Origin of the sequence: Shinella zoogloeoides (genome assembly GCF_022682305.1) — a bacterium.
GTDB lineage: Bacteria > Pseudomonadota > Alphaproteobacteria > Rhizobiales > Rhizobiaceae > Shinella > Shinella zoogloeoides_B.
On sequence record NZ_CP093528.1, the window covers coordinates 1254057 to 1278682 of the forward strand.

General features: G+C 64.6%; 21 protein-coding genes. 13 read left to right on the forward strand and 8 right to left on the reverse strand.

From position 1 onward, the window contains the following. Positions 1–14 precede the first annotated feature (14 nt). The 4 genes from speB to MOE34_RS06455 all read right to left on the reverse strand — a co-directional run bounded on the left by speB (position 15) and on the right by MOE34_RS06455 (position 2702). On the reverse strand, positions 15–968 hold the full coding sequence (gene speB / locus MOE34_RS06440) for an agmatinase (protein WP_242222023.1): 954 nt from the start codon (positions 966–968) through the stop codon (positions 15–17). A gap of 128 nt (positions 969–1096) precedes the next feature. After that, on the reverse strand, positions 1097–1573 hold the full coding sequence (rpsI, locus tag MOE34_RS06445) for a 30S ribosomal protein S9 (RefSeq protein WP_160784798.1): 477 nt from the start codon (positions 1571–1573) through the stop codon (positions 1097–1099). Between the two features lie 2 nt (positions 1574–1575). Further along, positions 1576–2040: a 50S ribosomal protein L13 gene (rplM, locus tag MOE34_RS06450; protein ID WP_119258742.1), complete on the reverse strand. Its 465-nt coding sequence runs from the start codon at positions 2038–2040 to the stop codon at positions 1576–1578. Positions 2041–2270: 230 nt separating this feature from the next. After that, entirely contained in the window at positions 2271–2702 is a 432-nt protein-coding gene (locus tag MOE34_RS06455; RefSeq protein WP_242222024.1) for a PaaI family thioesterase, read from the reverse strand. A 136-nt stretch (positions 2703–2838) separates the two neighbouring features. Here MOE34_RS06455 and MOE34_RS06460 point away from each other — a divergent pair, with 136 nt between their 5' ends. Then, positions 2839–3660, forward strand: a complete 822-nt coding sequence (locus MOE34_RS06460; protein ID WP_242222026.1) for an enoyl-CoA hydratase — start codon at positions 2839–2841, stop codon at positions 3658–3660. A 1-nt stretch (position 3661) separates the two neighbouring features. Here the strand turns inward: MOE34_RS06460 and MOE34_RS06465 are convergent, their stop codons facing one another. Beyond that, positions 3662–4498, reverse strand: coding sequence for an EamA family transporter (locus MOE34_RS06465; protein WP_242222027.1), 837 nt, complete (start codon positions 4496–4498; stop codon positions 3662–3664). 246 nt (positions 4499–4744) lie between these two features. Between MOE34_RS06465 and MOE34_RS06470 the strand changes: the two genes are divergently transcribed. The 4 genes from MOE34_RS06470 to MOE34_RS06485 all read left to right on the forward strand — a co-directional run bounded on the left by MOE34_RS06470 (position 4745) and on the right by MOE34_RS06485 (position 7475). Beyond that, entirely contained in the window at positions 4745–5182 is a 438-nt protein-coding gene (locus MOE34_RS06470) for a CoA-binding protein (protein ID WP_242222029.1), read from the forward strand. A 63-nt stretch (positions 5183–5245) separates the two neighbouring features. Next, positions 5246–5674: a CoA-binding protein gene (locus MOE34_RS06475; protein ID WP_242222030.1), complete on the forward strand. Its 429-nt coding sequence runs from the start codon at positions 5246–5248 to the stop codon at positions 5672–5674. A 116-nt stretch (positions 5675–5790) separates the two neighbouring features. Then, a complete protein-coding gene (locus MOE34_RS06480) occupies positions 5791–7074 on the forward strand; it encodes an O-acetylhomoserine aminocarboxypropyltransferase (protein WP_242222032.1) in 1284 nt (427 codons plus the stop codon). A gap of 56 nt (positions 7075–7130) precedes the next feature. Then, the gene (locus MOE34_RS06485; RefSeq protein ID WP_242222034.1) at positions 7131–7475 is read left to right on the forward strand and encodes a cupin domain-containing protein; all 345 of its coding nucleotides are present in this window, start codon (positions 7131–7133) and stop codon (positions 7473–7475) included. On the opposite strand, the gene MOE34_RS06490 is transcribed toward MOE34_RS06485, so the two are convergent. Together MOE34_RS06490 and ggt are read right to left on the reverse strand one after the other, a co-directional pair. Beyond that, entirely contained in the window at positions 7476–8726 is a 1251-nt protein-coding gene (locus MOE34_RS06490) for a cytochrome P450 (protein ID WP_242222037.1), read from the reverse strand. 66 nt (positions 8727–8792) lie between these two features. Next, entirely contained in the window at positions 8793–10544 is a 1752-nt protein-coding gene (ggt, locus tag MOE34_RS06495) for a gamma-glutamyltransferase (RefSeq protein ID WP_242222039.1), read from the reverse strand. Positions 10545–10819: 275 nt separating this feature from the next. Between ggt and clpP the strand changes: the two genes are divergently transcribed. The 6 genes from clpP (at position 10820) to MOE34_RS06525 (ending at position 19051) form a co-directional block, all read left to right on the forward strand. Then, the gene (clpP, locus tag MOE34_RS06500; protein ID WP_160784786.1) at positions 10820–11452 is read left to right on the forward strand and encodes an ATP-dependent Clp endopeptidase proteolytic subunit ClpP; all 633 of its coding nucleotides are present in this window, start codon (positions 10820–10822) and stop codon (positions 11450–11452) included. 23 nt (positions 11453–11475) lie between these two features. Next, on the forward strand, positions 11476–11832 hold the full coding sequence (locus tag MOE34_RS06505) for an MmcQ/YjbR family DNA-binding protein (RefSeq protein WP_242222041.1): 357 nt from the start codon (positions 11476–11478) through the stop codon (positions 11830–11832). A 273-nt stretch (positions 11833–12105) separates the two neighbouring features. Next, on the forward strand, positions 12106–13383 hold the full coding sequence (clpX, locus tag MOE34_RS06510) for an ATP-dependent Clp protease ATP-binding subunit ClpX (protein WP_160784784.1): 1278 nt from the start codon (positions 12106–12108) through the stop codon (positions 13381–13383). A 414-nt stretch (positions 13384–13797) separates the two neighbouring features. Beyond that, complete coding sequence (lon, locus tag MOE34_RS06515; RefSeq protein WP_242222044.1) at positions 13798–16221, forward strand: endopeptidase La; 2424 nt, start codon at positions 13798–13800, stop codon at positions 16219–16221. 183 nt (positions 16222–16404) lie between these two features. Further along, positions 16405–16680, forward strand: coding sequence for a DNA-binding protein HupB (hupB, locus tag MOE34_RS06520; RefSeq protein WP_023516583.1), 276 nt, complete (start codon positions 16405–16407; stop codon positions 16678–16680). Positions 16681–16858: 178 nt separating this feature from the next. Next, positions 16859–19051 carry an esterase-like activity of phytase family protein gene (locus tag MOE34_RS06525; protein ID WP_242222046.1) on the forward strand — a complete coding sequence of 731 codons (2193 nt, stop codon included), beginning with the start codon at positions 16859–16861 and terminating at the stop codon, positions 19049–19051. Between the two features lie 79 nt (positions 19052–19130). On the opposite strand, the gene MOE34_RS06530 is transcribed toward MOE34_RS06525, so the two are convergent. After that, on the reverse strand, positions 19131–19628 hold the full coding sequence (locus tag MOE34_RS06530) for a MarR family winged helix-turn-helix transcriptional regulator (RefSeq protein ID WP_347342753.1): 498 nt from the start codon (positions 19626–19628) through the stop codon (positions 19131–19133). Between the two features lie 240 nt (positions 19629–19868). Here MOE34_RS06530 and MOE34_RS06535 point away from each other — a divergent pair, with 240 nt between their 5' ends. Both MOE34_RS06535 and MOE34_RS06540 read left to right on the forward strand, forming a co-directional pair. Further along, complete coding sequence (locus MOE34_RS06535; RefSeq protein WP_242222050.1) at positions 19869–21134, forward strand: DNA repair exonuclease; 1266 nt, start codon at positions 19869–19871, stop codon at positions 21132–21134. A gap of 1 nt (position 21135) precedes the next feature. Continuing rightward, complete coding sequence (locus MOE34_RS06540; protein WP_242222052.1) at positions 21136–24600, forward strand: AAA family ATPase; 3465 nt, start codon at positions 21136–21138, stop codon at positions 24598–24600. Positions 24601–24626 lie beyond the last annotated feature (26 nt).

The following is a 24626-nucleotide window of genomic DNA, read 5'->3' on the forward strand; positions in this document are numbered from 1 at the left end:
GCGGGGCCTTGCCGTCAGCGGCGCTCCGCCAGCTTTTCGGCGTGCAGGCCCAGCATGTACATGGCGATGTTGGAGCCGGCGATGGCGGTGATGTCCGCATGGTCGTAGGCGGGGGCCACCTCGACCACGTCGGAGCCGACGATGCTGAGGGCACCGAGCTTGCGCAGGACCGAGAGGATGCGCGCGCTGGACGGGCCGCCGGAGACCGGCGTGCCGGTTCCGGGGGCGAAGGCCGGGTCGAGGCAGTCGATGTCGAAGGTGAGGTAGGTCGCCCGGTCGCCGACATGGCGGATGATCGTGTCGGCGATCTCGGCTGCGCTCATTTCCTCGACGTCGTAGCCATAAAGAATGCGGATGCCGCAATCTTCCGGCGCATGGGTGCGAATGCCGATCTGGATCGAGCTTTCAGCGTCGATCAGCCCCTCGCGCACGGCGGTGCCGACGAAGGAACCGTGGTCGATGCGGCCCTTCTCGTCCGCCCAGGTGTCCTGGTGGGCGTCGAACTGCACGAGGGAGAGGGGGCCGTATTTTTCCGCATGGGCGCGCAGCAGCGGCAGCGTGATGAAATGGTCGCCGCCCAGCGTCAGCATGTAGGCGCCGGACTTCAGAATCTTCTTCGCCTCGCGCTCGATGGTGCCGGGCGTCTTCTGGTGGTTGCCGTAGTCGAGCAGGCAGTCGCCGTAGTCGATGACGGCCATGTCCTCGAAAAGATCGCGTTCGAAGGGATATTGCGGATCGTTGTCCATGATCGCCGAGGCGCGGCGGATGGCCTGCGGTCCGAAGCGCGTGCCGGGACGGTTGGAGGTCGCGGCATCGAAGGGAATGCCCCAGACGACCGCGTCGACATCCTTCAGGACCTTGGTGTAGCGGCGGCGCATGAAGGAGAGGATGCCGGCATGGGTCGGGTCCGAGGCCGCGCTCTTCAGCGTCTTGGCGGTGATGGCGTGGTCGATCGTCTTGTTGGCCATGAAAGTCCCTCCGAAGTGTGGCGGGACGTTCGCCAATCGCGATGCTTAAGGCAAGAGGTTTGTTGATCCCAAAAAGAAAAGGCCGGGGCGAACCCCGGCCTTTCCTGAAGAACAAGTCTTCCGAGCGATTAACGCTTGGAGAACTGGAACGAACGGCGGGCCTTGGCCTTGCCGTACTTCTTGCGTTCGACGACGCGCGAGTCGCGGGTCAGGAAGCCGCCCTTCTTCAGAACCGTGCGCAGGCCCGGTTCGAAGTAGGTGAGCGCCTTGGAGATGCCGTGACGAACGGCACCGGCCTGGCCGGAAAGGCCGCCGCCGGCGACGGTGGCGTCGATGTCGAACTGGCCGTCACGGGCAGCCGCGACGATCGGCTGCTGCAGGATCATCTGCAGGACCGGGCGTGCGAAGTAGGCTTCGAACGACTTGCCGTTGACGGTGATCTTGCCGGAGCCCGGCTTGACCCACACGCGGGCAACGGCGTCCTTGCGCTTGCCGGTTGCGTAGGAACGGCCCTGGGCGTCAACCTTCTTGACGTGAACCGGGGCGGAAGCGGCCGGAGCTGCAGCGGCGACGCCGAGGTCCTTGAGCGAGGAGAGGTCGGCCATTATCAGGCGCTCCTTGTGTTCTTGCTGTTCAGCGCGGCGACGTCGAGAGCGACGGGCTGCTGTGCTTCATGCGGGTGGTTGGAGCCGGCGTATACGCGCAGGTTCTTCATCTGGCGACGGCCGAGCGGGCCGCGCGGAACCATGCGTTCGACAGCCTTCTCGAGGACGCGCTCCGGGAAGCGGCCTTCGATGATCTGGCGAGCCGTGCGCTCCTTGATGCCGCCCGGGTAACCGGTGTGCCAGTAGTACTTCTTGTCGGAGTACTTCTTGCCGGTGAAGACGACCTTGTCGGCGTTGATGACGATGACGTTGTCGCCGTCGTCGACGTGGGGCGTGAAGGTTGCCTTGTGCTTGCCGCGCAGGCGGTTAGCGATGAGGGTAGCGAGGCGACCGACAACGAGGCCTTCGGCGTCGATGAGGATCCACTTCTTCTCTACCTCGGCGGGCTTCTGTACGAAGGTTGCCATAGGAGTAGCTCTTTCTTTAGGGTCCCGAGGCCTTGTGGGCGACGGGCGTTTCTTGTTGCTTGGTTTGGCCCCTTGCGGATGCCAAAAATCGAACGCGGCCCGTGGGGACCGCGATCTGGGGCGGCTTATAAGCGAGAGCCGATTGGGCGTCAAGGCACCGATTTCGGAGGCGCCTAAAGATACATCAATAAAAACAGTATTTTAGCATTGTGGTATTTATATACCACAATTTATCTCGGCGGAATCGAATAGGTCGCCGTCGCATGCGCCACCAGATCGTCGCCGTTCTCATCGAAAATGGAGGCTTCGACAACGGCTAGCCGCTTGCCGAGCTTCAGCAGGCGGCAGGTGCAGGAGAGGGGGCCGGGCTCCGGTTTGCGCAGAAAGTTGATGTTGAGATTGGTGGTGACGGCGAGCGCCACGGGGCCGATATGGGCGAGGACCGCGCACCATGCGCCGACGTCGGCGAGTGCGAACAGGGTAGGGCCGGAAATCGTGCCGCCCGGCCGCAGGTGCCGTTCGTTCGGCAGGAGGCGCATGGTGACCGTGCCGGGCGCGACCTCCATCACCTCGAAGACCTTGCCGTCCGTATGGAGCTGCGGAAAATCGGCTTCGAGGAAGCGGTTCAGCGCCTCCGGATCCATGATCGGCGTCAGTTGCATGGCCTTCGTCTCCTGTCGCCTGCTTTACAGACTGATTTGCCGGCCGCGGCAAGCCCTCCCAAAGTTCCTGTTCTCTGCTTGAAACCCGTCGTTTCGGCGCGTAGACCGCTCACGGATAACGACGAAGGAGACGGTGATGGCTGACGTGGTATCGTTCAGGAAAGAAGAGCAGGCGGGCCTAGTCCGCATCGAACGCGCCGAACCGATCCTGCGCATCACGCTCAACAATTCCCCGGCCAATGCGCTCTCTGTTGCGGTCCTCGAGGCTCTCGGCGCGGCGCTCGATGCCGTTGCCGCCGACGAGGCGATCCGCATCGTCGTGATCGCCTCGACAGGCAATGTCTTTTCCGCCGGCCACGACCTCAAGGAGTTGACCGCGCACCGCGCCGATGCCGACGGTGGGCGCGCCTTCTTCGAGAAGACCGTGCGCATGGCGGCCGATATCATGCTGAAGATCGCGGCGCTGCCGCAGCCTGTCGTGGCGGAGATCGACGGCCTTGCGACCGCCGCCGGCTGCCAGCTCGTGGCGAGCTGCGACCTTGCCATCTGCACCGACACGTCCACCTTCTGCACGCCGGGCGTCAATATCGGCCTCTTCTGCTCGACGCCGATGGTCGCCGTCACGAGGGCCGCTCATCCCAAGCAGGCCATGGAGATGCTGCTGACCGGCGAGACGATCGACGCCTCCACCGCCAAGGATTTCGGCCTCGTCAACCGCATCGTGCCGCAGCAGTACCTGCGCCAGGTGGTCGACAAATACGCCGCCGTCATCGCCGCCAAGTCGCCGCAGGCCCTGCGCATCGGCAAGGCCGCCTTCCGCGCGCAGGCCGGTCTGCCGGTCGCGGATGCTTACGATCTGGCCGTCGCGACGATGGTGGATAACCTGTTCGCCGACGATGCGAAGGAGGGGATCGGGGCATTTCTCGACAAGCGCATGCCGGAATGGGAGCGCAGGTAGCCTACGCCAGCTTCAGCACCAGTACGCCGCAGGCGATCACCGCGCCGGCAACGTAGCGCCAGACGCTCGCCTTCTCCTTGAGGATGACGACGGAGATGAGGAGGGCGAAGATGATGGCGGTCTCGCGCAGGGCCGCGACGGTGGCGACGGGAGCCTTTGTCATCGCCCAGAGTGCAAGTCCGTAGGAGGCGATGGAGCCGGCGCCGCCGAAGAGGCCGCGCGCCCAGTTGCGGCGGACATGGTTCCAGACCGTGACGCGGCCGCGGCGCGCGACGGCCCAGGCAAAGAGCAGCACCGGCGGCAGCAGCGCCATCCAGAGCGTATAGGAGACGGCGTTGCCCGAGGCGCGCGCGCCCGCACCGTCGACGAAGGTGTAGGTGGCGATCACGATGGCGTTGGCGAGCGCCAGCAGAATGGCGTTGCGGCTGCCGTGGCGCGCCTCGAAGGCAAGCGTCAGCACGCCGGCCGAGATGATGAGCACGCCCGCCATGGCGGCCGTCGTGAGGTGCTCGCCGAGCACCGCGCCGCTCGTCGTGGCGACCAGCAGCGGAGCGGCACCGCGCATCAGGGGATAGACGAGGCCGATGTCGCCGGCCCGATAGGCGGCGGCGACGAGCTGGAAATAGGCGAACTGCAGGAAGGCCGAGACGAGGATGAACGGCCAGGCTTCTGGTCTCGGCAGCGGCACGAAGGGCAGGAAGGCAAGGCCGACGACGCCTGCGCCCAGCGCCACCATCGCCGCGTCGAGCGATTTGTCCGTGCCGGATTTGACGAGGGCATTCCAGGTCGCATGCAGGGCCGCGCCGAACAGCACGAGAAAGAGGACGTCTAGCGGCAATCTGGGACCTCGGAGGGGCAGGCAGGCGGACGGGGAGACCCTTTCATCCGCCCAAAGCAGGCGATTTGCAATCGGCAATTTCGCTCTTCATGCCGCGCGGCCGCCAAAACCCGGAAATCTGTGCAGGATTGGCACAGGGACGATAGGTAAGGGCGCCGGCGGGCGGTCGTCTTCTTTAAGGTTTCGGGCTAGATTGGGGCGGTGAAGAAACGTGCGAGGCGGTCGCGAATGCCGGAGGAGGCTGCGATGAACCACGATCACTATGCCGACAGCTACATCCGCCACATCCTGAAGTCCGTGCATACCATCGCCGTGCTCGGCGCATCGCCGCATGACGGGCGGCCGAGCCATGGCGTGATGGGCTTCCTGCTCGGCAAGGGCTATCGCGTCATCCCGGTCAATCCCGGCCATGCCGGCAGGACGATCCTCGGCCAGACCGTCTATGCGCATCTGGCCGATATTCCCGAGCCGATCGACATGGTCGACGTTTTCCGCGCGGCGAGCCAGTTCCACGCGGTGGTGGACGAGGTCCTGGCGCTTCGCCCGCTGCCTTCCGTGCTCTGGGGCCAGTTCACGGTGCGCGACGATGCGGCCGCCGCGCGGGCCGAGGCCGCCGGCATCCAGGTCGTCATGGACCGCTGCCCGGTGACGGAATATCCGGTGATGATGCTCCGGGCGTCCTGAACGCCCGATATTGACTTCACGCAGCGTTACCCCAATTGTCCGCGCAACAAACGGGGCAACGCCATGAATCACGATTCCTATCCGGATTATTATCTCGCCGATATCCTCCGCTCGACGAAGGTGATCGCGCTTGTCGGCGCCTCGCCGAATCCGGAACGCCCGAGCTATCGGGTCATGGCCTTCCTGCTGCGCAAGGGCTACCGCGTCATTCCGGTCAATCCCGGCCAGGCCGGCAAGGAAATCCTCGGCCAGCCTGTCGTCGCGCGCCTTGCCGATATCGTCGAGCCGATCGACATGGTCGATGTCTTCCGCGCCGCCGATGCGTTGCCGGCCGTGGTGGAGGACGCGCTGGCGCTCTCCCCACCGCCCAAGGCCATCTGGGGGCAGCTCTCGGTGCGCCACGACGAGGCCGCGGCGACGGCGGAAGCGGCCGGCGTCAAGGTGGTGATGGACCGCTGCCCGGCCATCGAGTATCCGCGGCTCGTCGCCTGAGGGTTTCCCGCGCGCAAAGCGCTTCGCCGGGCTGGAACTTTCACGGAAAATCTTTCTTTGACCGGCCTTTAACTCTCTGAAATAGTCGCCCCGGATTTCACTTTGGGAGGCTATTTATGACCAGGAACAAGCCCGGATTTGCCACGCTCGCCGTCCATGCCGGCGCGCAGCCGGATCCGACGACCGGCGCGCGTGCGACGCCGATCTACCAGACGACGAGCTTCGTCTTCAACGACACGGACCACGCCGCCTCGCTCTTCGGCCTGCAGGCCTTCGGCAACATCTACACCCGCATCATGAACCCGACGCAGGCCGTGCTCGAAGAGCGTGTCGCCGCGCTCGAAGGCGGCACGGCCGCGCTGGCCGTCGCCTCGGGCCACTCCGCCCAGCTTCTCGTCTTCCATACGATCATGCGCCCGGGCGACAATTTCATCGCCGCGCGCCGGCTCTACGGCGGCTCGATCAATCAGTTCGGCAATGCCTTCAAGAGCTTCGACTGGCATGTGCGCTGGGCCGATACCGCCGATCTTGCGAGCTTCGAAAGCCAGATCGACGACAAGACCAAGGCGATCTTCATCGAGAGCCTTGCTAATCCGGGCGGCACCTTCGTCGACATCGCCGGCATTGCCGAGGTTGCCCATCGCCACGGCCTGCCGCTGATCGTCGACAACACCATGGCGACGCCCTACCTGCTGCGCCCGCTGGAGCATGGCGCCGATATCGTCGTGCATTCGCTGACCAAGTTCATGGGCGGCCACGGCAATTCCATGGGCGGCGTCATCGTCGATGGCGGCACGTTCGACTGGTCCGCTTCCGGCAAGTATCCGGCGCTTTCCGAGCCGCGCCCTGAATATGCCGGCGTCGTGCTGCACGCCACCTTCGGCAATTTCGCCTTCGCCATCGCCTGCCGCGTTCTCGGCCTGCGTGACTTCGGCCCCGCCATCTCGCCGTTCAACGCCTTCCAGATCCTCAACGGCATCGAGACGCTGCCGCTGCGCATGCAGCGCCATTGCGACAACGCGCTCGCCGTCGCCAAATGGCTGAAGGCTCACGACAAGGTCTCCTGGGTCAACTATGCCGGCCTCGATACGGACCCGAACCATGCGCTGCAGCAGCGCTACTCGCCGAAGGGCGCGGGCGCCGTCTTCACCTTCGGCCTGAAGGGTGGCTACGAGTCCGGTAAGCGCTTCGTCGAGGGCCTGGAAATGCTCTCGCACCTCGCCAATATCGGCGATACGCGCTCGCTCGTCATCCACCCGGCCTCCACCACCCACCGCCAGCTTAGCGAGGAGCAGCAGACCGCTGCCGGCGCCGGCCCGGATGTGGTGCGCCTGTCGATCGGTATCGAGGACGCCGCCGATATCATCGCCGATATCGAGCAGGCTCTCGCCAAGGCCTGATGCCAGTCGGGCGGCCCTCGCGGGCCGCCCTTTTCATTTCAGCGAGCGGGTAAAGCATGAGCAATGTGCAACTTTTCGACACCTCCGGCATCGAAGCGGAGGAGGGCCGTCCGGCCGCGGATCGACTGATCGCGGGCGACCCGGTCTTCACGACCTGGAACATCGAGGAGGCCGAGGGCGGTATCTATTCCGGCATCTGGCAATCGACGCCCGGCAAGTGGCGCATCCAGTATGACGAGTGGGAATATTTCCACATCCTCGAAGGTCATTCGATCGTGACCTCCGTGGACGGGGAGATATTCCACCTCAAGGCCGGGGACCGACTTATCTTGAGGCCCGGCTTCAAGGGAATCTGGGAAGTCGTTGAAACGACTCGCAAGGATTACGTCATCCGGCTGTAGTCACCAGGTCAGCTCCAGCGCCTCCAGCCCGTGGAAATGGTACACGTCCTTCACCACGGGCGCCTTGGCGATCTTCAAGCCCGGCAGGCGCTGGAAGAGGATCGGCAGGGCGATGTTCAGTTCCAGCCGGGCGAGCGGCGCGCCGATGCAGAAGTGGATGCCGGCGCCGAAGGATAGGTTCGCGCCCTCGTCGCGATCCGCCTTGAAGGCGAGCGGGTCGCTGAATTTCTTCGGATCGAGATTGGCGGCGGCGAGGATCATCGCGACCTTGTCGCCGCGACGGAACTGGATACCGTCGAGTTCCACGTCCTCAAGCGCATAGCGCTGGAAGATATGCACCGGCGCGGAGATGCGCAGGCACTCTTCGACCGTGCGTTCCGTCGCCTTCGCATCGGCGAAGAGCGCGGCCGGGTCGGCGTCGTTTTCGAGGATGGTGCGCACGGCGTTGCCGATCTGGTGCACCGTCGCCTCATGGCCGGCATTGAGCAATACGATGGTCGTTGAGATCAGCTCGTCCTCGGTGAGGAGCTGGCCTTTGTGTTCGGTATGGACCATGTGCGAGAGCAGGTCGTCGCGCGGCTCCGCCCGGCGTTCGGCGATGACGCCGCGCACATAGTCGGAAAATTCCTGCGCGGCCTTGTCGGCGGCAAGCTCGTCCTCGCGGGTGCGGCCGAACATGTACATGCGCACATAGGCATGCGACCACTTCAGCAGCTGCGGCCCCATATCGTCGGGAATGCCGATCATGCGGGCGATCATCGTCACCGGAAGGATGTCGGCGAAGGCGGTAAGCAGCTCGACGCGCCCGTCCTTCTCGAAGCGGTCGATGGCCTGATTGCAGAGATCCGTGATCTCGGGCGTCAGGCGCTCGATCATGCGCGAGACGAAGGCGCGGTTCACGAGGGTTCGCAGCCGCGTATGCTCCGGCGGCTCCAGCTCCAGCAGCGACCAGGCTTCGGCGGCATCGAAGTGCCGCACATGATCCTGCGGTTCCGGCATCCCGAGTTCTTCCCGCGTCGCCACGTGCAGGATCTGCCGGCCGAAGCGGCGGTCGCGCAGCAAGCCGTTCACATGGTCGTAGCCGGTGAAATACCACTGCTTCTGCTCCTCCCACCAGAAGGTGGGACAGTGCGCGTGCAGCGCCGCATAGACCGGATTGGGATCGCGGTAGAAATCGGGATTGCGGCCGTCGAGGGAAACCCGGCGGCTGGCGGCATCGATGGTGAGGAAGGGGAGGTGTGTCGTCGTCATGATGGCTATGACCTAGCGGATTTCATCCCGCCGGGAAAGCGTGACGATCCGCGTTCAACAGCCGCATCACTTCCCGACCGCCACGCCCTCCCGCCGCGGATCGGCGGCGCCCTTGAGGCCGTCGGCGGTAAGCTCGATGGCGTGCAGGCCGGAGTTCATGTCGCCGGCCTTCACCTCGTAGCCGAGCGCCTTCAGCGGTTCGGCCAGCTTTTCAGCATCGGTGCCCGCTTCGAGGTCATAGGGGCCGAAGCGGTTGATGAGGTGGGGCATGGCGACGATCTCGCCGACATCCATGCCCCAGTCGATATAGGCGATCAGCGCCTGGGCGACATAGCCGATGATCTGGCTGCCGCCGGGCGAGCCGATGGCAAGCAGCGGTTTTCCGTCCTTCAGCACGATGGTCGGCGACATGGAGGAGCGGGGGCGCTTGCCGGGTTCGACGCGGTTGGCGATGGGCACGCCCTCGTCATGCGTCTCGAAGGAGAAATCGGTGAGCTCGTTGTTGAGCAGGAAGCCGCCCGTCATCAGCCGCGAGCCGAAGCCGTTCTCGATGGTCGTCGTCATGGAGACGACGTTGCCGTCCTTGTCGACGATGACGAAGTGGCTGGTGGAGGGCAATTCGATGGCGGCGTCACGGCCGAAATTGAAGGCATGGTCCCATTCCGGCTTGCCGGCCGCTACGGCATCATCGCCAAGCGCCTTGTCGCCGTCCAGCAGTCTGGCCCTCTCGCCGAGATAGGCCTTGTCCAGAAGACCCTTGATCGGGGCGGGGACGAAATCGGTGTCGGCGAGATAGCGGCCGCGATCCGCGAAGGCGAGGCGCTGCGCGTCGCCGATCAGCCGCCAGCTTTCGGGATTGTCCCTGCCGAGCGCTTTCAGATCGAAATTCTCCAGCATGCCAAGCATCTGGCCGATGGCGACCGCGCCGGAGGAGGGCGGTCCCATGCCGCAGATATCGAGCGCGCGGTAGCGGACGCATACCGGCTGCCGTTCCCTCACCCGGTAGTTCGCAAGGTCTGCAAGCGATAGCACGCCGGCATTCTTGCCGGACATGCGCACGGTATCGACGATCGCCTCCGCGATGGGGCCTTTGTAGAAGGCCTCCGCGCCGCCCCTGGCGATGGTCGAGAGTGTTTCGGCATAGGCGGGATTTTTGAGCACGGTGCCGGCCTTGATCGGCGCGCCGTCGGAACCGAAGAAATAGGAGGCGGTCGCCTCGAAGGTCTTCAGGCCGTCGCCCTCGGCGGCGACAAGGCTGGCAAGGCGGGGAGAGACGGAAAAGCCGTCGCGCGCCAGTTTCTCCGCGGGGACGAAGAGGTCCTTCCAGTCCTTGCGACCCCAGCGGTTGTGTGCCTCCTGCATCAGCATGACGGTGCCGGGCGTGCCGACCGAACGCCCGCCGACGACGGCGTCGAAGAACTTCATCGGCTCGCCCTTGCCGTCGAGGAAGAGCCTGGGCGTGGCATCCATCGGTGCCGTCTCGCGGCCGTCGAGCGTGACGATGCGTTTCGCCGTCGCATCGTAGTAGACGAGGAACGCGCCGCCGCCGAGGCCGGAGGATTGCGGCTCGACGAGGCCAAGCACGGTCTGGACCGCGATCATGGCGTCGATGGCGCTGCCGCCCTCGGCCAGCACTTTTTCGCCGGCCTGTGCCGCCAGGGGATGCGCGGCGGCCACCATGTGCTCGTGCGCCGTGACGACCTTCGCCGCCGCAAGCCCGGTTGCGCGCTCGGGCGCAACGGTGTCCGAAGCCTGCTGGGCAAGCGCACCCGTGGTCGTCAGGAAGAAAAGCCCGAGGGCGACGAGGGATCGTTTCATCGTGATTGCCTCCGCTGGGGGCGATATAGTGCAGGCATTTGCAGGGTGGAGGCAAGGCGGATGGGGAATTCACCCTTTCTTCACCCTGTCGACGCCTGGCTTGTGGAAATCCTCGTCTGCCGTTGCGTGAGTTAACCGCAATCTCGCATAGAGCGCCGCAAAACGTGGGGCCGTCTTGAAGTCCGATACCCTGACACTCTATGTAGGGAAGACGAAACTTGCTGATTCCCAACGCTTGGCGAGGGTTTCAGGGCCACTTGAGATGAAGGATTGATATGAGAAATCCCGTAGATACCGCCATGGCTCTGGTGCCGATGGTCGTCGAGCAGACCAACCGCGGCGAGCGTTCCTACGACATCTATTCGCGCCTCCTGAAAGAGCGCATCATCTTCCTGACGGGTCCCGTCGAGGATCATATCGCAACGCTCGTCTGCGCCCAGCTTCTCTTCCTCGAGGCCGAGAACCCGAAGAAGGAAATCGCGCTCTACATCAACTCGCCGGGCGGGGTCGTGACCTCGGGCATGGCGATCTACGACACGATGCAGTTCATCAAGCCGGCCGTGTCGACGCTCTGCATCGGCCAGGCCGCGTCCATGGGCTCGCTGCTGCTCGCCGCCGGCCACAAGGACATGCGCTTTGCCACGCCGAACGCCCGCATCATGGTTCACCAGCCCTCGGGCGGTTTCCAGGGCCAGGCATCGGACATCGAGCGCCACGCCAAGGACATCCTCAAGATGAAGCGCAAGCTGAATGAGGTCTATGTCAAGCATTGCGGCCGCACCTATGAGGAAGTGGAACAGACGCTCGACCGCGACCATTTCATGAGCGCCGACGAGGCGAAGGACTGGGGTCTGGTCGACCGGGTCATCACGAGCCGCGAGGTTATCGAGGGGCCTGACGCCACGTAATCCCGATTGCGCTGCAGGGTCCGATGACGCTCGACGACTACAACGCCTTCTGCGCTTCGCTCCCCGCCACGACGCATGTCGTGCAATGGGGCGGGGCGCATGTCTGGAAGGTGGGCGACAAGGTATTCGCCATCGCCGGATGGAGCGAGGCGGAAGGACTTGGGGTCACGTTCAAGGTGTCCGAGCTTGCTTACGACATACTGCGCGAGCAGCCGGGATGCCGTCCGGCGCCCTATCTTGCCTCGCGCGGCATGAAGTGGATCCAGCGGCGGACGGGCGAATCGGTTGATGATGCTGCCCTGTGCGACTATCTAAGGGAGAGCCACGCTCTGGTGGCGGCGAAGTTGACGCGCAAGGCTCGCGCCGATCTCGGCTTATGACGAGGGTGTGAAGGGGCCTTACGCGATTGTAATGATCGCGGGGCTTTATCCTCGCCACAAAGCCGGTAATATTGGCCGTTAATGCTATGTTGATTTGTGAAGGCATAGCATTCGGTGTTTAGACGGGGAATGCGTTGCAATCGGTTCAAGGGCGTTGCCCGGGCCGGTCAGTACCCCTGGAGCCTTTGAAGGGCGCAAGCGCTTCCGACAAGGGTGATTTGAGTGGTCCGGCCATCTTGCGAGGGGTGGACGGCGTGCTGGAAGGAAAGTGATATGAGCAAGGTCAGCGGCAGCAACGGCGGCGACTCCAAGAATACCCTTTACTGCTCCTTCTGCGGCAAGAGCCAGCACGAGGTCCGCAAGCTGATTGCAGGACCGACGGTGTTCATCTGCGATGAATGCGTCGAACTGTGCATGGACATCATCCGCGAGGAGAACAAGACCTCGATGGTGAAATCCCGCGACGGCGTTCCCACGCCCCAGGATATCATCAAGGTCCTCGACGAATACGTCATCGGCCAGCAGCAGGCCAAGCGCATCCTGTCGGTCGCGGTGCACAACCACTACAAGCGCTTGGCGCATGCCGCCAAGGGCTCGGACGTGGAACTGGCGAAGTCGAACATCATGCTGGTCGGCCCCACGGGCTGCGGCAAGACCTACCTCGCCCAGACGCTCGCCCGCATCATCGACGTGCCCTTCACCATGGCCGACGCCACGACGCTGACCGAAGCCGGTTACGTCGGCGAGGACGTTGAGAACATCATCCTGAAGCTCCTGCAGGCTGCCGACTACAATGTCGAGCGCGCGCAGCGCGGCATCGTCTATATCGACGAAGTCGACAAGATCTCGCGCAAGTCCGACAACCCGTCCATCACCCGTGACGTTTCGGGCGAGGGCGTGCAGCAGGCGCTTCTGAAGATCATGGAAGGCACGGTTGCCTCCGTACCGCCGCAGGGCGGCCGCAAGCATCCGCAGCAGGAATTCCTGCAGGTCGACACGACGAACATCCTGTTCATCTGCGGCGGCGCCTTCGCAGGCCTCGACAAGATCATCTCCGCCCGCGGCGAGAAGACCTCCATCGGCTTCGGCGCGACGGTTCGTTCGCCGGAAGATCGCCGCGTCGGCGAAGTCCTGCGCGACCTGGAGCCGGAAGATCTGGTGAAGTTCGGCCTCATCCCGGAATTCATCGGTCGTCTGCCGGTTCTGGCGACGCTGGAAGATCTCGACGAGGATGCGCTGATCCAGATCCTGTCCGAGCCCAAGAACGCGCTGATCAAGCAGTACCAGCGCCTGTTCGAGATGGAAGACGTCGAACTGACCTTCCACGAGGACGCACTGCGCGAGATCGCCCGCAAGGCGATCGTCCGCAAGACCGGCGCCCGCGGCCTTCGCTCGATCATGGAGAAGATCCTGCTCGACACGATGTTCGAACTTCCGACGCTGGAAGGCGTTCGCGAAGTCGTCATCTCCGACGAAGTGGTCAAGGGTTCGGCCCGCCCGCTCTACATCTACTCGGAGCGTACCGACGAGAAGGCTAACGTTTCGGCCTGACCGGCCGCAAATCGCTTGAGGAAGGACCCGCCACGGCGGGTCTTTTCGTTTGAGGTCGACTGGTGATATTTCGTGACTGGCCGCTTTTGCCCGTTGAGGGCATGATGCGTGGGTGTTTCGACGCGTGAGGCGTTGCGAAACGGCACGCGCCGCGCGAATATGGAAGACTTCGATTCTGTTCTGCGTATGCTCCGGCAATGATTGTCGGGGGAAGGCCGCAAGTTCCGCGACAGCGCGGAAGACTAGACTTCCCATGTTGGTTCGTCTGGTTCGGTGCGGGGGTGGGGCACCCCGGCGCCGGGCTTGAAAAAGCGTTAGCCGCACGCCACTTGTGGATGGAAAAGATCGCCGGCCCGGTGTCCCAAGCGCCGACAGGACCGGTTCCCGGAAACGGGACGTTTGAAAGGAAATGACATGACGAAAAAGACGTCTGCGCCGCACGAATCCACGGCCTATCCGGTCCTGCCCCTGCGCGACATCGTGGTGTTCCCGCACATGATCGTGCCGCTGTTCGTCGGTCGCGAGAAGTCGATCCGTGCGCTGGAAGAGGTCATGGGCACCGACAAGCAGATCATGCTTGCCACCCAGATCAACGCTTCCGACGACGATCCGGAGACCGACGCCATCTACCGCATCGGCGCCGTCGCCAATGTTCTCCAGCTGCTGAAGTTGCCCGACGGCACCGTCAAGGTGCTGGTCGAGGGCCGCGCCCGCGCGGAGATCGACGGCTATACCGATCGCGAGGAGTTCTACGAGGCGATGGCGCATGTGCTGCCCGAGCCCGAAGAGGACCCGGTCGAGATCGAGGCGCTGTCGCGCTCGGTCGTCTCCGAGTTCGAGAACTATGTGAAGCTCAACAAGAAGATTTCGCCCGAAGTCGTCGGTGCCGCGAGCCAGATCGAGGATTACTCGAAGCTCGCCGACACGGTCGCCTCGCACCTGTCCATCAAGATCGTCGAGAAGCAGGAAATGCTCGAGACGACCAGCGTCAAGCTGCGCCTCGAAAAAGCGCTCGGCTTCATGGAAGGCGAGATTTCCGTTCTCCAGGTCGAAAAGCGCATCCGCTCGCGCGTCAAGCGCCAGATGGAGAAGACCCAGCGCGAATACTACCTCAACGAACAGATGAAGGCGATCCAGAAGGAACTCGGCGACGGCGAGGACGGCCGTGACGAGATGGCCGAACTGGAAGAGAAGATCGCAAAGGCCAAGCTCTCCAAGGAGGCCCGCGAAAAGGCGGATGCCGAGCTGAAGAAGCTGCGCCAGATGAGCCCGATGTCGGCGGAAGCCACCGTCGTGCGCAACTATCTCGACTGGCTCACGGGCATTCCGTGGGGCAAGAAGTCGAAGATCAAGACCGATCTCAACGCCGCGGAAAAGATCCTCGATGAGGATCATTTCGGCCTCGACAAGGTCAAGGAGCGCATCGTCGAATATCTCGCCGTGCAGGCTCGCTCGACCAAGATCAAGGGTCCGATCCTGTGCCTCGTCGGTCCTCCGGGCGTCGGCAAGACCTCGCTCGCGAAATCGATCGCCAAGGCGACCGGCCGCGAATACATCCGCATGGCGCTTGGCGGCGTGCGTGACGAGGCCGAAATCCGCGGTCACCGCCGCACCTATATTGGCTCGATGCCCGGCAAGGTCATCCAGTCGATGAAGAAGGCGAAGAAGTCCAACCCGCTCTTCCTGCTCGACGAGATCGACAAGATGGGCATGGATTTCCGCGGCGACCCGTCCTCGGCCCTGCTGGAGGTGCTGGATCCGGAACAGAACTCGACCTTCATGGACCACTACCTGGAAGTCGAATACGACCTGTCCAACGTCATGTTCGTGACGACGGCGAACACGCTGAACATTCCTGCGCCCCTGATGGACCGCATGGAAGTGATCCGCATTGCCGGCTACACGGAAGAGGAAAAGCTGGAAATCGCCAAGCGGCACCTGCTGCCCAAGGCGATCCGTGACCACGCGCTGCAGCCGAAGGAATTCTCGGTCACCGACGGCGCGCTGATGGCGGTCATCCAGCAGTACACCCGCGAGGCGGGCGTCCGTAACTTCGAACGTGAACTGATGAAGCTCGCCCGCAAGGCGGTGACCGAGATCATCAAGGGCAAGGCGACGAAGGTCGAGGTCACGGCGGAGAACATCCACGACTTCCTCGGCGTTCCGCGCTTCCGCCACGGCGAAGCCGAGCGCGAGGATCAGGTCGGTGTCGTCACGGGTCTTGCCTGGACGGAAGTCGGCGGCGAACTGCTCACCATCGAAGGCGTCAGCCTGCCGGGTGGCAAGGGCCGCATGACGGTCACGGGCAACCTGAAGGACGTGATGAAGGAATCGATTTCGGCGGCGGCATCCTATGTCCGCTCGCGCGCCGTCGATTTCGGCATCGAGCCGCCGCGCTTCGACAAGACCGACATCCACGTGCACGTGCCGGAAGGCGCGACGCCGAAGGACGGTCCGTCGGCCGGTATCGCCATGGCGACCGCCATCGTCTCCATCATGACCGGCATTCCGGTCTCGAAGGATATCGCGATGACGGGCGAAGTGACGCTGCGCGGCCGGGTCCTGCCCATCGGCGGCCTGAAGGAAAAGCTGCTCGCGGCGCTTCGCGGCGGCATCAAGAAGGTGCTGATCCCGGAAGAGAACGCCAAGGACCTGGCGGACATTCCGGACAACGTGAAGAACAGCATGGAGATCGTCCCGGTCTCCCGCATGGGCGAGGTGATCGAGCATGCGCTGCTGCGCCGGCCCGAGCCGATCGAGTGGGACGGCACGCTTGAAGCGGCCAAGGTTCCGCCGGTCGAATCGACCGACGACGGCGCCGGTGCCATCGCGCACTAGGCTCTTTTGAACGCCCAACTTCATAAAGACCGGCCTTCTGGCCGGTCTTTTTCGTTGAAAAGAGTGTGTAACCCCCGGATTCTCAGGCTTTTCGGACGAAATATTCTTGCGGGGCGAGGGCCGATGCGTATTCTGCCCCCGACTTGTATGAGTCGTTTCAAACCGTAAGAAAGGGGTGGAAACATGAACAAGAATGAACTCGTATCCGCAGTGGCTGAGAAGTCCGGCCTCTCCAAGACGGACGCAGCATCTGCTGTCGACGCCGTTTTCGAGACGATCCAGGGCGAACTCAAGAACGGCGGCGACGTTCGTCTCGTCGGTTTCGGCAATTTCTCCGTGTCGCGTCGCGAAGCTTCGAAGGGTCGCAACCTTTCGACCGGCGCCGAGATCGAGATCCCGGCTCGCAACGTGCCGAAGTTCTCGGCCGGCAAGGGCCTGAAGGACGCCGTCAACGGCTGATCCTCAGTTCGGGCAGAGCGGTTATCCACTCCGCCGCCAATCCTGAAGTTCAGGTCGGGGGTCCGGTTTTCCGGACCCCTTTTTATTTGCGGGGGAGAGGCGGGCGCATTGTCATGCGGCTGTAACACGCAGGCCTCAGAACCGCCGGGTTCCAATCGACCGGATTCCGGAGGCATTCATGAAAACCCGTTCGCTCACCGCTGCGCTGGCAGCGGTTCTCGCCGCATCGGTGGCCCCTGCCGCCAGCGCCGAGCCTGTATTCAACCGTATCGCGTCCTTCGCCGTTGCCGGAAACCTGCCGGAAGGCGTGGACAAGGCGACGCCGAGCTCATCCGAAATCATCGCCGCGTCCGAGGACGGCAACACGCTCGTCTATTCCGACAGCCCCAACAAGGCGGTCGGCTTCATCGATATCACCGACGCCAGGGCCCCGAAGGCCGGCGGCTCGGTCTCCTTCGACGGCGAGCCGACCTCCGTGACCATCGCCGCCGGCAAGGCGCTCGTCGCGATTAACACGCGTGAAAGCTTCGTCAAGCCCTCTGGCATTCTCGCCCAGGTCGATCTTGCCTCGAAGGCGGTCGATGCGACCTGCGACCTCGGCGGCCAGCCGGATTCCATCGCCCTCAACAAGGACAAGACCCTTGCCGCGATCGCCATCGAGAACGAGCGCGACGAAGAGGTCAATGACGGCGACATCCCGCAGATGCCGGCCGGCGACCTCGTTCTTCTCTCGCTGAAGGATGGCGTCGTCGATTGCGGTTCGATCAAGCATGTCGCCCTGACGGGCCTTGCCGAGGTTGCCGGCGAAGACCCGGAGCCCGAATTCGTTTCCTTCAACGGCCTCGACGAAGTCGCCGTCACGCTGCAGGAAAACAACCATATCGTCATCGTCGACGGCAAGACGGGTACGGTGAAGAGCCACTTCTCCGCCGGCACTGTCAGCCTCGCAGGCGTCGATACCAAGAAGGACGGTGCGCTGAAGTTCACCGACAAGGTCGAGGACGTTGCCCGCGAGCCCGACGCCGTGAAGTGGCTGGACGACGACCGCCTCGTCGTCGCCAACGAAGGCGACTGGAAGGGTGGCGCGCGCGGCTTCACCATCTTCGACAAGCAGGGCAAGGTTCTCTATGAGAACGGCCCGGCCTTTGAGCGCGAGATCGCCAGGATCGGTCACTATCCGGACAAGCGCAACAAGAAGGGCGTCGAGCCGGAAGGCCTGGAAGCCGCGAAATTCGGCGAGGACAACCTGTTCTTCGTGCTGGCCGAGCGCGCCTCCATCGTCGGCGTCTACAAGGATACCGGTGCCGAGCCGCAGCTTCTCCAGCTCCTGCCTTCGGGCATAGCACCGGAAGGCGCGGTCGCCATTCCGGGCCGCAACCTGCTCGTGACGGCCAATGAAGCCGACCTCGTCGAGGACGGCGGCGCGCGCTCGCATGTCATGATCTATGAGCGTGCGGAAGGGGAGGCCGCTTATCCGCAGATCGTCTCCACCGAGAAGGACGGCGAACTGATCGGCTTCGGCGCACTCTCTGGTCTTGCTCCGGTCAAGGACAAGCCGGGCATCCTCTATGCCGTCAACGATTCCTTCTACGCCTCGCAGCCGACGATCTTCACGATCGATGCCACGCAGAAGCCGGCGAGGATCGTCGATGCCCTTCGCATCACCCGCAACGGTGCCCCCGCGCAGAAACTCGACAGCGAAGGGCTGACGCCGGATGGTGAAGGCGGCGTCTGGCTGGCCAACGAGGGCGATGCCGACAAACTCTATGCCCACGCCATCATCCATGTGAACGAGAAAGGCGAGATCGACAAGGAAATCGCCATTCCCGCCGAGCTGCGCGCCGGCGAGAAGCGCTTCGGTTTCGAAGGCATCACCAGCGTCGGCGAAGGCGACGACATGGTGCTCTGGATGGCCGTCCAGCGCGAATGGGGCGATGACGAGAAGGGTTTTGTGAAGCTCGTCTCCTACAAGCCGTCCGATAAGGAATGGGGTGCGGTGCGCTATCCGCTCGACAAGACGGAAAGCGGCTGGATCGGGCTTTCGGAAATCACCGCGAACGGCGATCATGCCTATATCATCGAGCGTGACAACCTGATCGGCGAGGCCGCGAAGCTGAAGAAGCTCTACCGGGTCGCGCTTGCCGACCTGAAGCCCGTCAAGCTCGGTGGCGAGCTGCCTGTCGTGAAGAAGGAGGAGGTCCGCGACCTCATTCCCAATCTCAAGGCCACGAACGGCTATGTCGTCGACAAGGTGGAAGGTTTTGCCATCGATGCCGCCGGCAACGGCTATGTCGTGACAGACAATGACGGCGTCGACGACTCCTCGGGAGAAACGCTGTTCTTCGGCATCGGTCCCATCAACGCGATGTGATGCGCCGAACGGCATGAGCCGCAAACAAAAAGGCCGGGATCTCGCGATCCCGGCCTTTTTATTTTCGTTGCCACCCGGCTTAGCCGACGGCCTGCAGGGAGCGGGCGGATGACGCTGCGGACGGGTCGCCTGCGTTCCTGTCTCTTTCCCCTTGCAACTCCTCGGTCTTCTCGCTGAGACAGCGGATGATTTCCTTCAAGTGCTGCTTCTGGTCGTCGGTGAGGACGTTGAAGATCGCCTCGATCGTCTTGTGCTGCGGCTGCTGGGCGGCCGAAATGACGGTCCGGCCCATATCCGTGATCGAGACGATCTTGGCGCGGCGGTCCTTCGGGTCCGGCTCGCGCATGACGAGCTTGTCCCGCTCCAGACCGTCGATCGCTTCCGTCACCGTGCGGGGTGCGAAACCAAGCGCGCAGGCGATATCCGTCGACCGCTGCGGCCCCTGGCATTCCAGAAGAAGCAGGAACTTGCTGCGGGCGAGCGATACGCCTTCGTCCATCATGCACTCATTCACCAGGCGGCTCACCTGATGGTAGAGTTTGAACATGCCCTGGGAGATTTCTATCGTGCTATTCATGAGGGGAAATATAGGTATTATGAGGGACCATGTCAAATGATCGTGATATCTCTCGTTCATTTCGATCATAGATATTGAACGATGCCTGTAAATGTGTGCGGCCGGCCTGCAGGCGATTTTCCTTTCCTCTTCTCAGACTTTTGCGGCGCTGCGCGATTTCCTTCTGCATAACCTGCCTGCAACGCGCCGGAGATTGCCGCCAGCATTGACCCGGAGGAGGGCGGAGGCGATTGTCCGGCCATGCCTTTCCGCTTCATCCATACCGCCGACCTGCATCTCGATTCGCCGCTCGCCTCGCTCGCCCTGCGCAATGCCGATCTCGGCGATCTGGTGCGCGGCGCAACGCGCAAGGCGCTGGAGCGCATCGTCGATCTCGCCATCGCCGAAGAGGTGGATATGGTGATTGTCGCGGGCGATCTCTACGATGGCTCGCAGACCTCCATGGCGACGGCGCTCTTCCTGATGGGGGAGATGCGGCGGCTGGAGGCGGCGGGCATCCGCGTCTTCATCATTCGTGGCAACCACGATGCGCAGTCGCAGATCACGCGCGAGCTGACTTTTCCGCCGAACGTGCATGTCTTCGACGGGCGCGGCAAGCCGGTGAAGGCGGGTGCGCTGGCGAGCGGCCGGGAGGTTCACGTCCACGGCATCAGCTTCGCCCAGCCGCATGCCCCGAACTCGCTGTTGCCGGCCTTCCGCGCGCCGGTGCCGGATGCCGTCAATATCGGCCTCATGCACACCAGCCTTGCCGGCGCGAGCCGCCACGATCCCTATGCGCCGGTCGGCATTTCCGACCTTGCGGCGCATGGCTTCGATTACTGGGCGCTCGGCCATATCCATCAGCGCCGGGTGCATTCGCAGGATCCGTGGATCGTCATGCCCGGCAATCCGCAGGGCAGGGACATCAACGAGGGCGGGCCGAAGGGTGTGACGCTCGCCACCATCGCCGAGGACGGCACGATCTCCTGCGAGGAGCGCCCCATCGCCATCGCGGTCTTCGAGCGGCTTTCCGTCGATCTCTCCGGCATCGAGGACTGGCATGGCATGCTCGACCGTGTCGAGGCCGCGCTTGGCGCGGCGAAGACCGCCGCCGGCGCGCATCTCGTCGCTCGCCTGGCCTTGACCGGGACGACGCCGCTTGGCTGGCGGCTGCGGCGCGACGAGGACCTGCTTTCCGGCGAACTCCAGAACCTTGCCGCCTCGCTCGGCGATTGCTGGATCGAGGCGGTGGAACTTGCTGTGGTCCAGCCACAGGCCGTCGCGGAGGCCGATGCCGGTCCCTTGGCGGAGCTGGGCCGCCTGATGCATGACGATGTCGCGGTAAGCCACGCTTACCGCGAGGAATTGCGCGAGACGCTGGGCGATCTCCTGCGCCAGCTTCCCAGGGAGGCGCGCAGCCTGCTCGCGCCGGATGAGGCGGCGGAGGACGCTCTGCTCTCGGAGCTTGCCCTTCAGGGAGCCGACGCCGTACTTGCCCGCCTCGGCGGCGAGAGCGGGAGGGCATAGGATGCGTCTCGACCGCCTCGATCTTGTCCGCTACGGCAAGTTCACCGACCGTAGCCTCGATTTCGGCCTGGCGGAACCCGGAAAGCCGGATTTCCACCTCGTCTACGGTCCCAACGAGGCCGGCAAGTCGACGCTGTTTTCCGCCTATCTCGACCTGCTCTTCGGTATCGAGAAGTCGAGCGCCTACGGCTTCCTGCACGCCTATGGCCTGATGCGCGTCGGCGGCCGGCTTTCCATCGGAGGAGAGCGGCACGAGGCCTATCGCTTGAAGCGCAACCAGGCCTCGCTGGTATCGGCCGATGACAGGCCGCTGCCGGATACGCTCTTCGCGTCCGTGCTGGGCGGCATGGACCGCAATGCCTATCGCACCATGTTCTCGCTCGACGACGAGAGCATCGAGAAGGGGGGCGAGGACATCCTGAAGAGCGAAGGCGAGCTTGGGGCGATGCTCTTTTCCGCCAGCTCCGGCCTTTCCGACATGGCGACGGGTCTTGCGGCGCTCAAGTTGGAGGCGGACGAGTTCTACCGCCCGTCCGGCCGCAAGCATGACCTGTCCGCGCTCAAGGCCGAGATCGAGACGCTCGCCGCCGAGCGCAAGGCGCTGGATGTCGCGGCGCGCGACTATGGCGCGCTCGTGCGCGAACGCGACGCGGCCCTGCAGCGCCATGAGGCGGTGACGGCGGCCCGTGCCGAGGCGCGCATGGCGCTGGCCCAGCTTGAACGCAGCCTTTCCGCTCTTCCCGGCCTGCGGCGCCTGCGCGCGCTGCGGGCCGAGCTCGGCGCCTTCGACCTCGGCGCTTCGCCGCCCGCCGGCTGGCGCTCCCTGCTGGCCGAACTTGCCCGCGAGGAGGCGCAGATCGCGGCGCGGGCGGCGCGGGCCGTCACCGAGCGCGCGCAATGGGACGAGGAGCGCGCGGGGCTTGCCGAGGACGACGCGGCGCTGGCCGCCGAGGCCGACATCGCGGCTCTGTCCGGCTCCGCCCTCGAAGCCCGCTTCCGCACCGCCGCCATGGACCTTGCCGCCCGCGAGGCCGAGCGAGACGGGCTTGCCGCGACCATCGGTGCGGCCATCGTCGCCCTCGGCCTGCCGCCGGAGGCCGATGCGGCGGAGATCGTGCCTCCCGCCGGGCTGGTCGAAAGGCTCAATGCGCTTCTCTCCCGCCATGCCGCATTGACCGAACGCGGCGAAAGCGCCCGGCGCGAGCAGGCGGAGGCGGAAAAAGCACTGGACGCCATCCTTCGCTCCGGCGCGGCGTCGACGGAGGAAACCGGGAGCGAGGAGGCGCTTCAGGCCGCCCTTGGCGCGGCCCTCAAGGCTGCCCGCTCTGCCGACCTGCCGGCCCGCCTGCGGGAAAGCCGCCGTCACGTCCTCTTTTCCGAGCAGGATGCGCAAGCCGCATTGGCGCGCCTTGCGCCGTGGGAAGGCGATGCCGCGATGCTGGCGGCCATGAGCGTTCCGACGCCGGAGGTTCTCGACAGCCTGCGCAATCGGCATGACGGCGCGACCGAGGCCCTGCGCCGGCAAAGCGAGCAGGTCGCCGCCCTGGAACTGGAGGTCGCTTCGGCCCGCGCCGCGCTCGATGCGCTGCAGAAGACAACCGGCGCGGCCGGCGAGGAACAGGCATCGCACTTGCGCTCGGCGCGCGAGGCCGCATGGAGCGCGCATCTCGGCGCGCTCGACATGGGGTCTGCCGTGGCATTCGAAAAGACCATGCGCGAGGACGACCGGGCGACGGAAGCGCGCCTGCGCAACGCCGACCGGCTTTCGGAAATCCGCGTCGTGGAACGCACCATCGTCGAGGGAGCCGCGCGGCTCGATGCTCTCGGCGGCGAGACGGCCCGCCTGCAACGGGCGAAGGCGGATATCGATGCGGAGGTGGCCTCGATTGCCGGTCGCATCGGATTTTCCAAGGCGTCCCTGGCGGATCTAACGCTCTGGCTCGGGCAGCGGCTGGCGGCGCTGGACGCGCTGGAAAGCCTCGCCCGGCAGAGGGGCGAGGCGGCGCTTGTGGAGACGGAAGCGCGCGCGCTCGTGACGCGGCTTGCTGCATTCCTGCCGGCCGGCATTGCCGCGCAGACGCCGCTGGACGAGGCGCTTTTCCTCGCCGAGGACCGGCTCGAGGCGTTGAAAGCCGCCGCTCAGGCGCGGCAGGCCGTTGCCGAGCGTCTGGCTCGGGCGAAGACGGACGCCGAAACGCGCGGGAAGGCCGCGGAGGCGGCGGCTGGCGAGCTTGCCGCGTGGCAGGCGGCATGGGACCGCGAGATTGCCGGAAGCTGGCTTGCGTCCGACGGTGCGCCGGCCGGGCCGGACCGTCTCGCCGCGCTGCTGCCCGCCTTACAGGCGCTCGGCCGCAATCTCGAGCGGCAGCAGGAACTGGACCGCCGCATCGCCGCCATGCGCCGCGACCAGCAGGACTATCGCGCCCATGCGGAACGGCTTGCCGCGCGTCTGTCCGAGCGGTTCGATGCGAACGATCCGCTCGCCACCGTCGCGGGCCTTGCGGGTCGTCTGGCCACGGCGCGGACGATTCGCGAGCGGCGTGAAGCGATAGACAAGGCGCTGGCGCGCCTTGCCGAGGAGGAGGGCGCGCTGGAGGAGCGGCGCGCCGTTCTCGTCTCGCGCCAGTCCGAAGTCTTTTCCTTCCTCGGCTGCGATACGCTGACCGAGGCCGAAATGCTGCTCGAAGCCTACCGCAGGCGCGACGAGGTTCTAGGCCGCGTCGAGGATGCGGCGCGCACGCTGTTGCAGCAGATGCGCGCCGAGACCGTCGAGGAGGCCGAGGCGCTGCTTTCCGCAGTCGACGACGACCAGCTTGCGGGCGAGAAGGCCGATCTTTCCATGCGCCTCGATGCGTTGGACCGGGAGGTGCAGGAACAGCACCTGGCGCGGGCGCGGGCGGAGGAGGCGTTGGCCCGGATCGCCGGCAGCGACGCGGCGGCGGCGCTGGAGGAGAAGCGGCGCACGGCGCTCATCGACCTTGCGGACAGATCGCGCCGCTACCTTGCGACCCGCGCCGGCATCATGGCTGCGGAGCAGGCGCTGCGGCTCTATCGCGAGCGTCACCGCAGCGCGATGATGGAGCGCGCCTCGAAGACCTTCCGCGCGATCACCGGCGGCGAATATACGGGGCTTTCCACGATGCTGGAGAAGGACAGCGAGTTCCTCGTCGTCAATGCGGCCGCCGGCGGCTCCAAGCTGGCGAAGGACCTTTCCAAGGGCACGCGCTTCCAGCTCTATCTCGCCCTGCGCGTCGCCGGCTATCACGAGATTGCCGCCAGCCGGGAGATCGTGCCCTTTATCGCAGACGACATCATGGAGACCTTCGACGACCGGCGCGCGCTGAACGCGCTCAGCGTGATGGGCGAGATGGCAAGGGGCGGGCAGGTGATCTATCTTACGCACCATCAGCATCTGCGCGACCTTGCGCTTGAGGCCTGCCCGGACGTGAGGCTGCATGAATTGTGAAGGCCGAAACGTCGATATACCAGGCG

Excerpts from the sequence above, each read along its gene's own strand:
- speB (WP_242222023.1), bottom strand. The coding sequence starts at position 968 with ATGGCCAACAAGACGATCGACCACGCCATCACCGCCAAGACGCTGAAG.
- rpsI (WP_160784798.1), bottom strand. The coding sequence starts at position 1,573 with ATGGCCGACCTCTCCTCGCTCAAGGACCTCGGCGTCGCCGCTGCAGCT.
- rplM (WP_119258742.1), bottom strand. The coding sequence starts at position 2,040 with ATGGCAACCTTCGTACAGAAGCCCGCCGAGGTAGAGAAGAAGTGGATC.
- MOE34_RS06455 (WP_242222024.1), bottom strand. The coding sequence starts at position 2,702 with ATGCAACTGACGCCGATCATGGATCCGGAGGCGCTGAACCGCTTCCTC.
- MOE34_RS06460 (WP_242222026.1), top strand. The coding sequence starts at position 2,839 with ATGGCTGACGTGGTATCGTTCAGGAAAGAAGAGCAGGCGGGCCTAGTC.
- MOE34_RS06470 (WP_242222029.1), top strand. The coding sequence starts at position 4,745 with ATGAACCACGATCACTATGCCGACAGCTACATCCGCCACATCCTGAAG.
- MOE34_RS06475 (WP_242222030.1), top strand. The coding sequence starts at position 5,246 with ATGAATCACGATTCCTATCCGGATTATTATCTCGCCGATATCCTCCGC.
- MOE34_RS06480 (WP_242222032.1), top strand. The coding sequence starts at position 5,791 with ATGACCAGGAACAAGCCCGGATTTGCCACGCTCGCCGTCCATGCCGGC.
- MOE34_RS06485 (WP_242222034.1), top strand. The coding sequence starts at position 7,131 with ATGAGCAATGTGCAACTTTTCGACACCTCCGGCATCGAAGCGGAGGAG.
- MOE34_RS06490 (WP_242222037.1), bottom strand. The coding sequence starts at position 8,726 with ATGACGACGACACACCTCCCCTTCCTCACCATCGATGCCGCCAGCCGC.
- ggt (WP_242222039.1), bottom strand. The coding sequence starts at position 10,544 with ATGAAACGATCCCTCGTCGCCCTCGGGCTTTTCTTCCTGACGACCACG.
- clpP (WP_160784786.1), top strand. The coding sequence starts at position 10,820 with ATGAGAAATCCCGTAGATACCGCCATGGCTCTGGTGCCGATGGTCGTC.
- MOE34_RS06505 (WP_242222041.1), top strand. The coding sequence starts at position 11,476 with ATGACGCTCGACGACTACAACGCCTTCTGCGCTTCGCTCCCCGCCACG.
- clpX (WP_160784784.1), top strand. The coding sequence starts at position 12,106 with ATGAGCAAGGTCAGCGGCAGCAACGGCGGCGACTCCAAGAATACCCTT.
- lon (WP_242222044.1), top strand. The coding sequence starts at position 13,798 with ATGACGAAAAAGACGTCTGCGCCGCACGAATCCACGGCCTATCCGGTC.
- hupB (WP_023516583.1), top strand. The coding sequence starts at position 16,405 with ATGAACAAGAATGAACTCGTATCCGCAGTGGCTGAGAAGTCCGGCCTC.
- MOE34_RS06525 (WP_242222046.1), top strand. The coding sequence starts at position 16,859 with ATGAAAACCCGTTCGCTCACCGCTGCGCTGGCAGCGGTTCTCGCCGCA.
- MOE34_RS06530 (WP_347342753.1), bottom strand. The coding sequence starts at position 19,628 with ATGAATAGCACGATAGAAATCTCCCAGGGCATGTTCAAACTCTACCAT.
- MOE34_RS06535 (WP_242222050.1), top strand. The coding sequence starts at position 19,869 with ATGCCTTTCCGCTTCATCCATACCGCCGACCTGCATCTCGATTCGCCG.
- MOE34_RS06540 (WP_242222052.1), top strand. The coding sequence starts at position 21,136 with ATGCGTCTCGACCGCCTCGATCTTGTCCGCTACGGCAAGTTCACCGAC.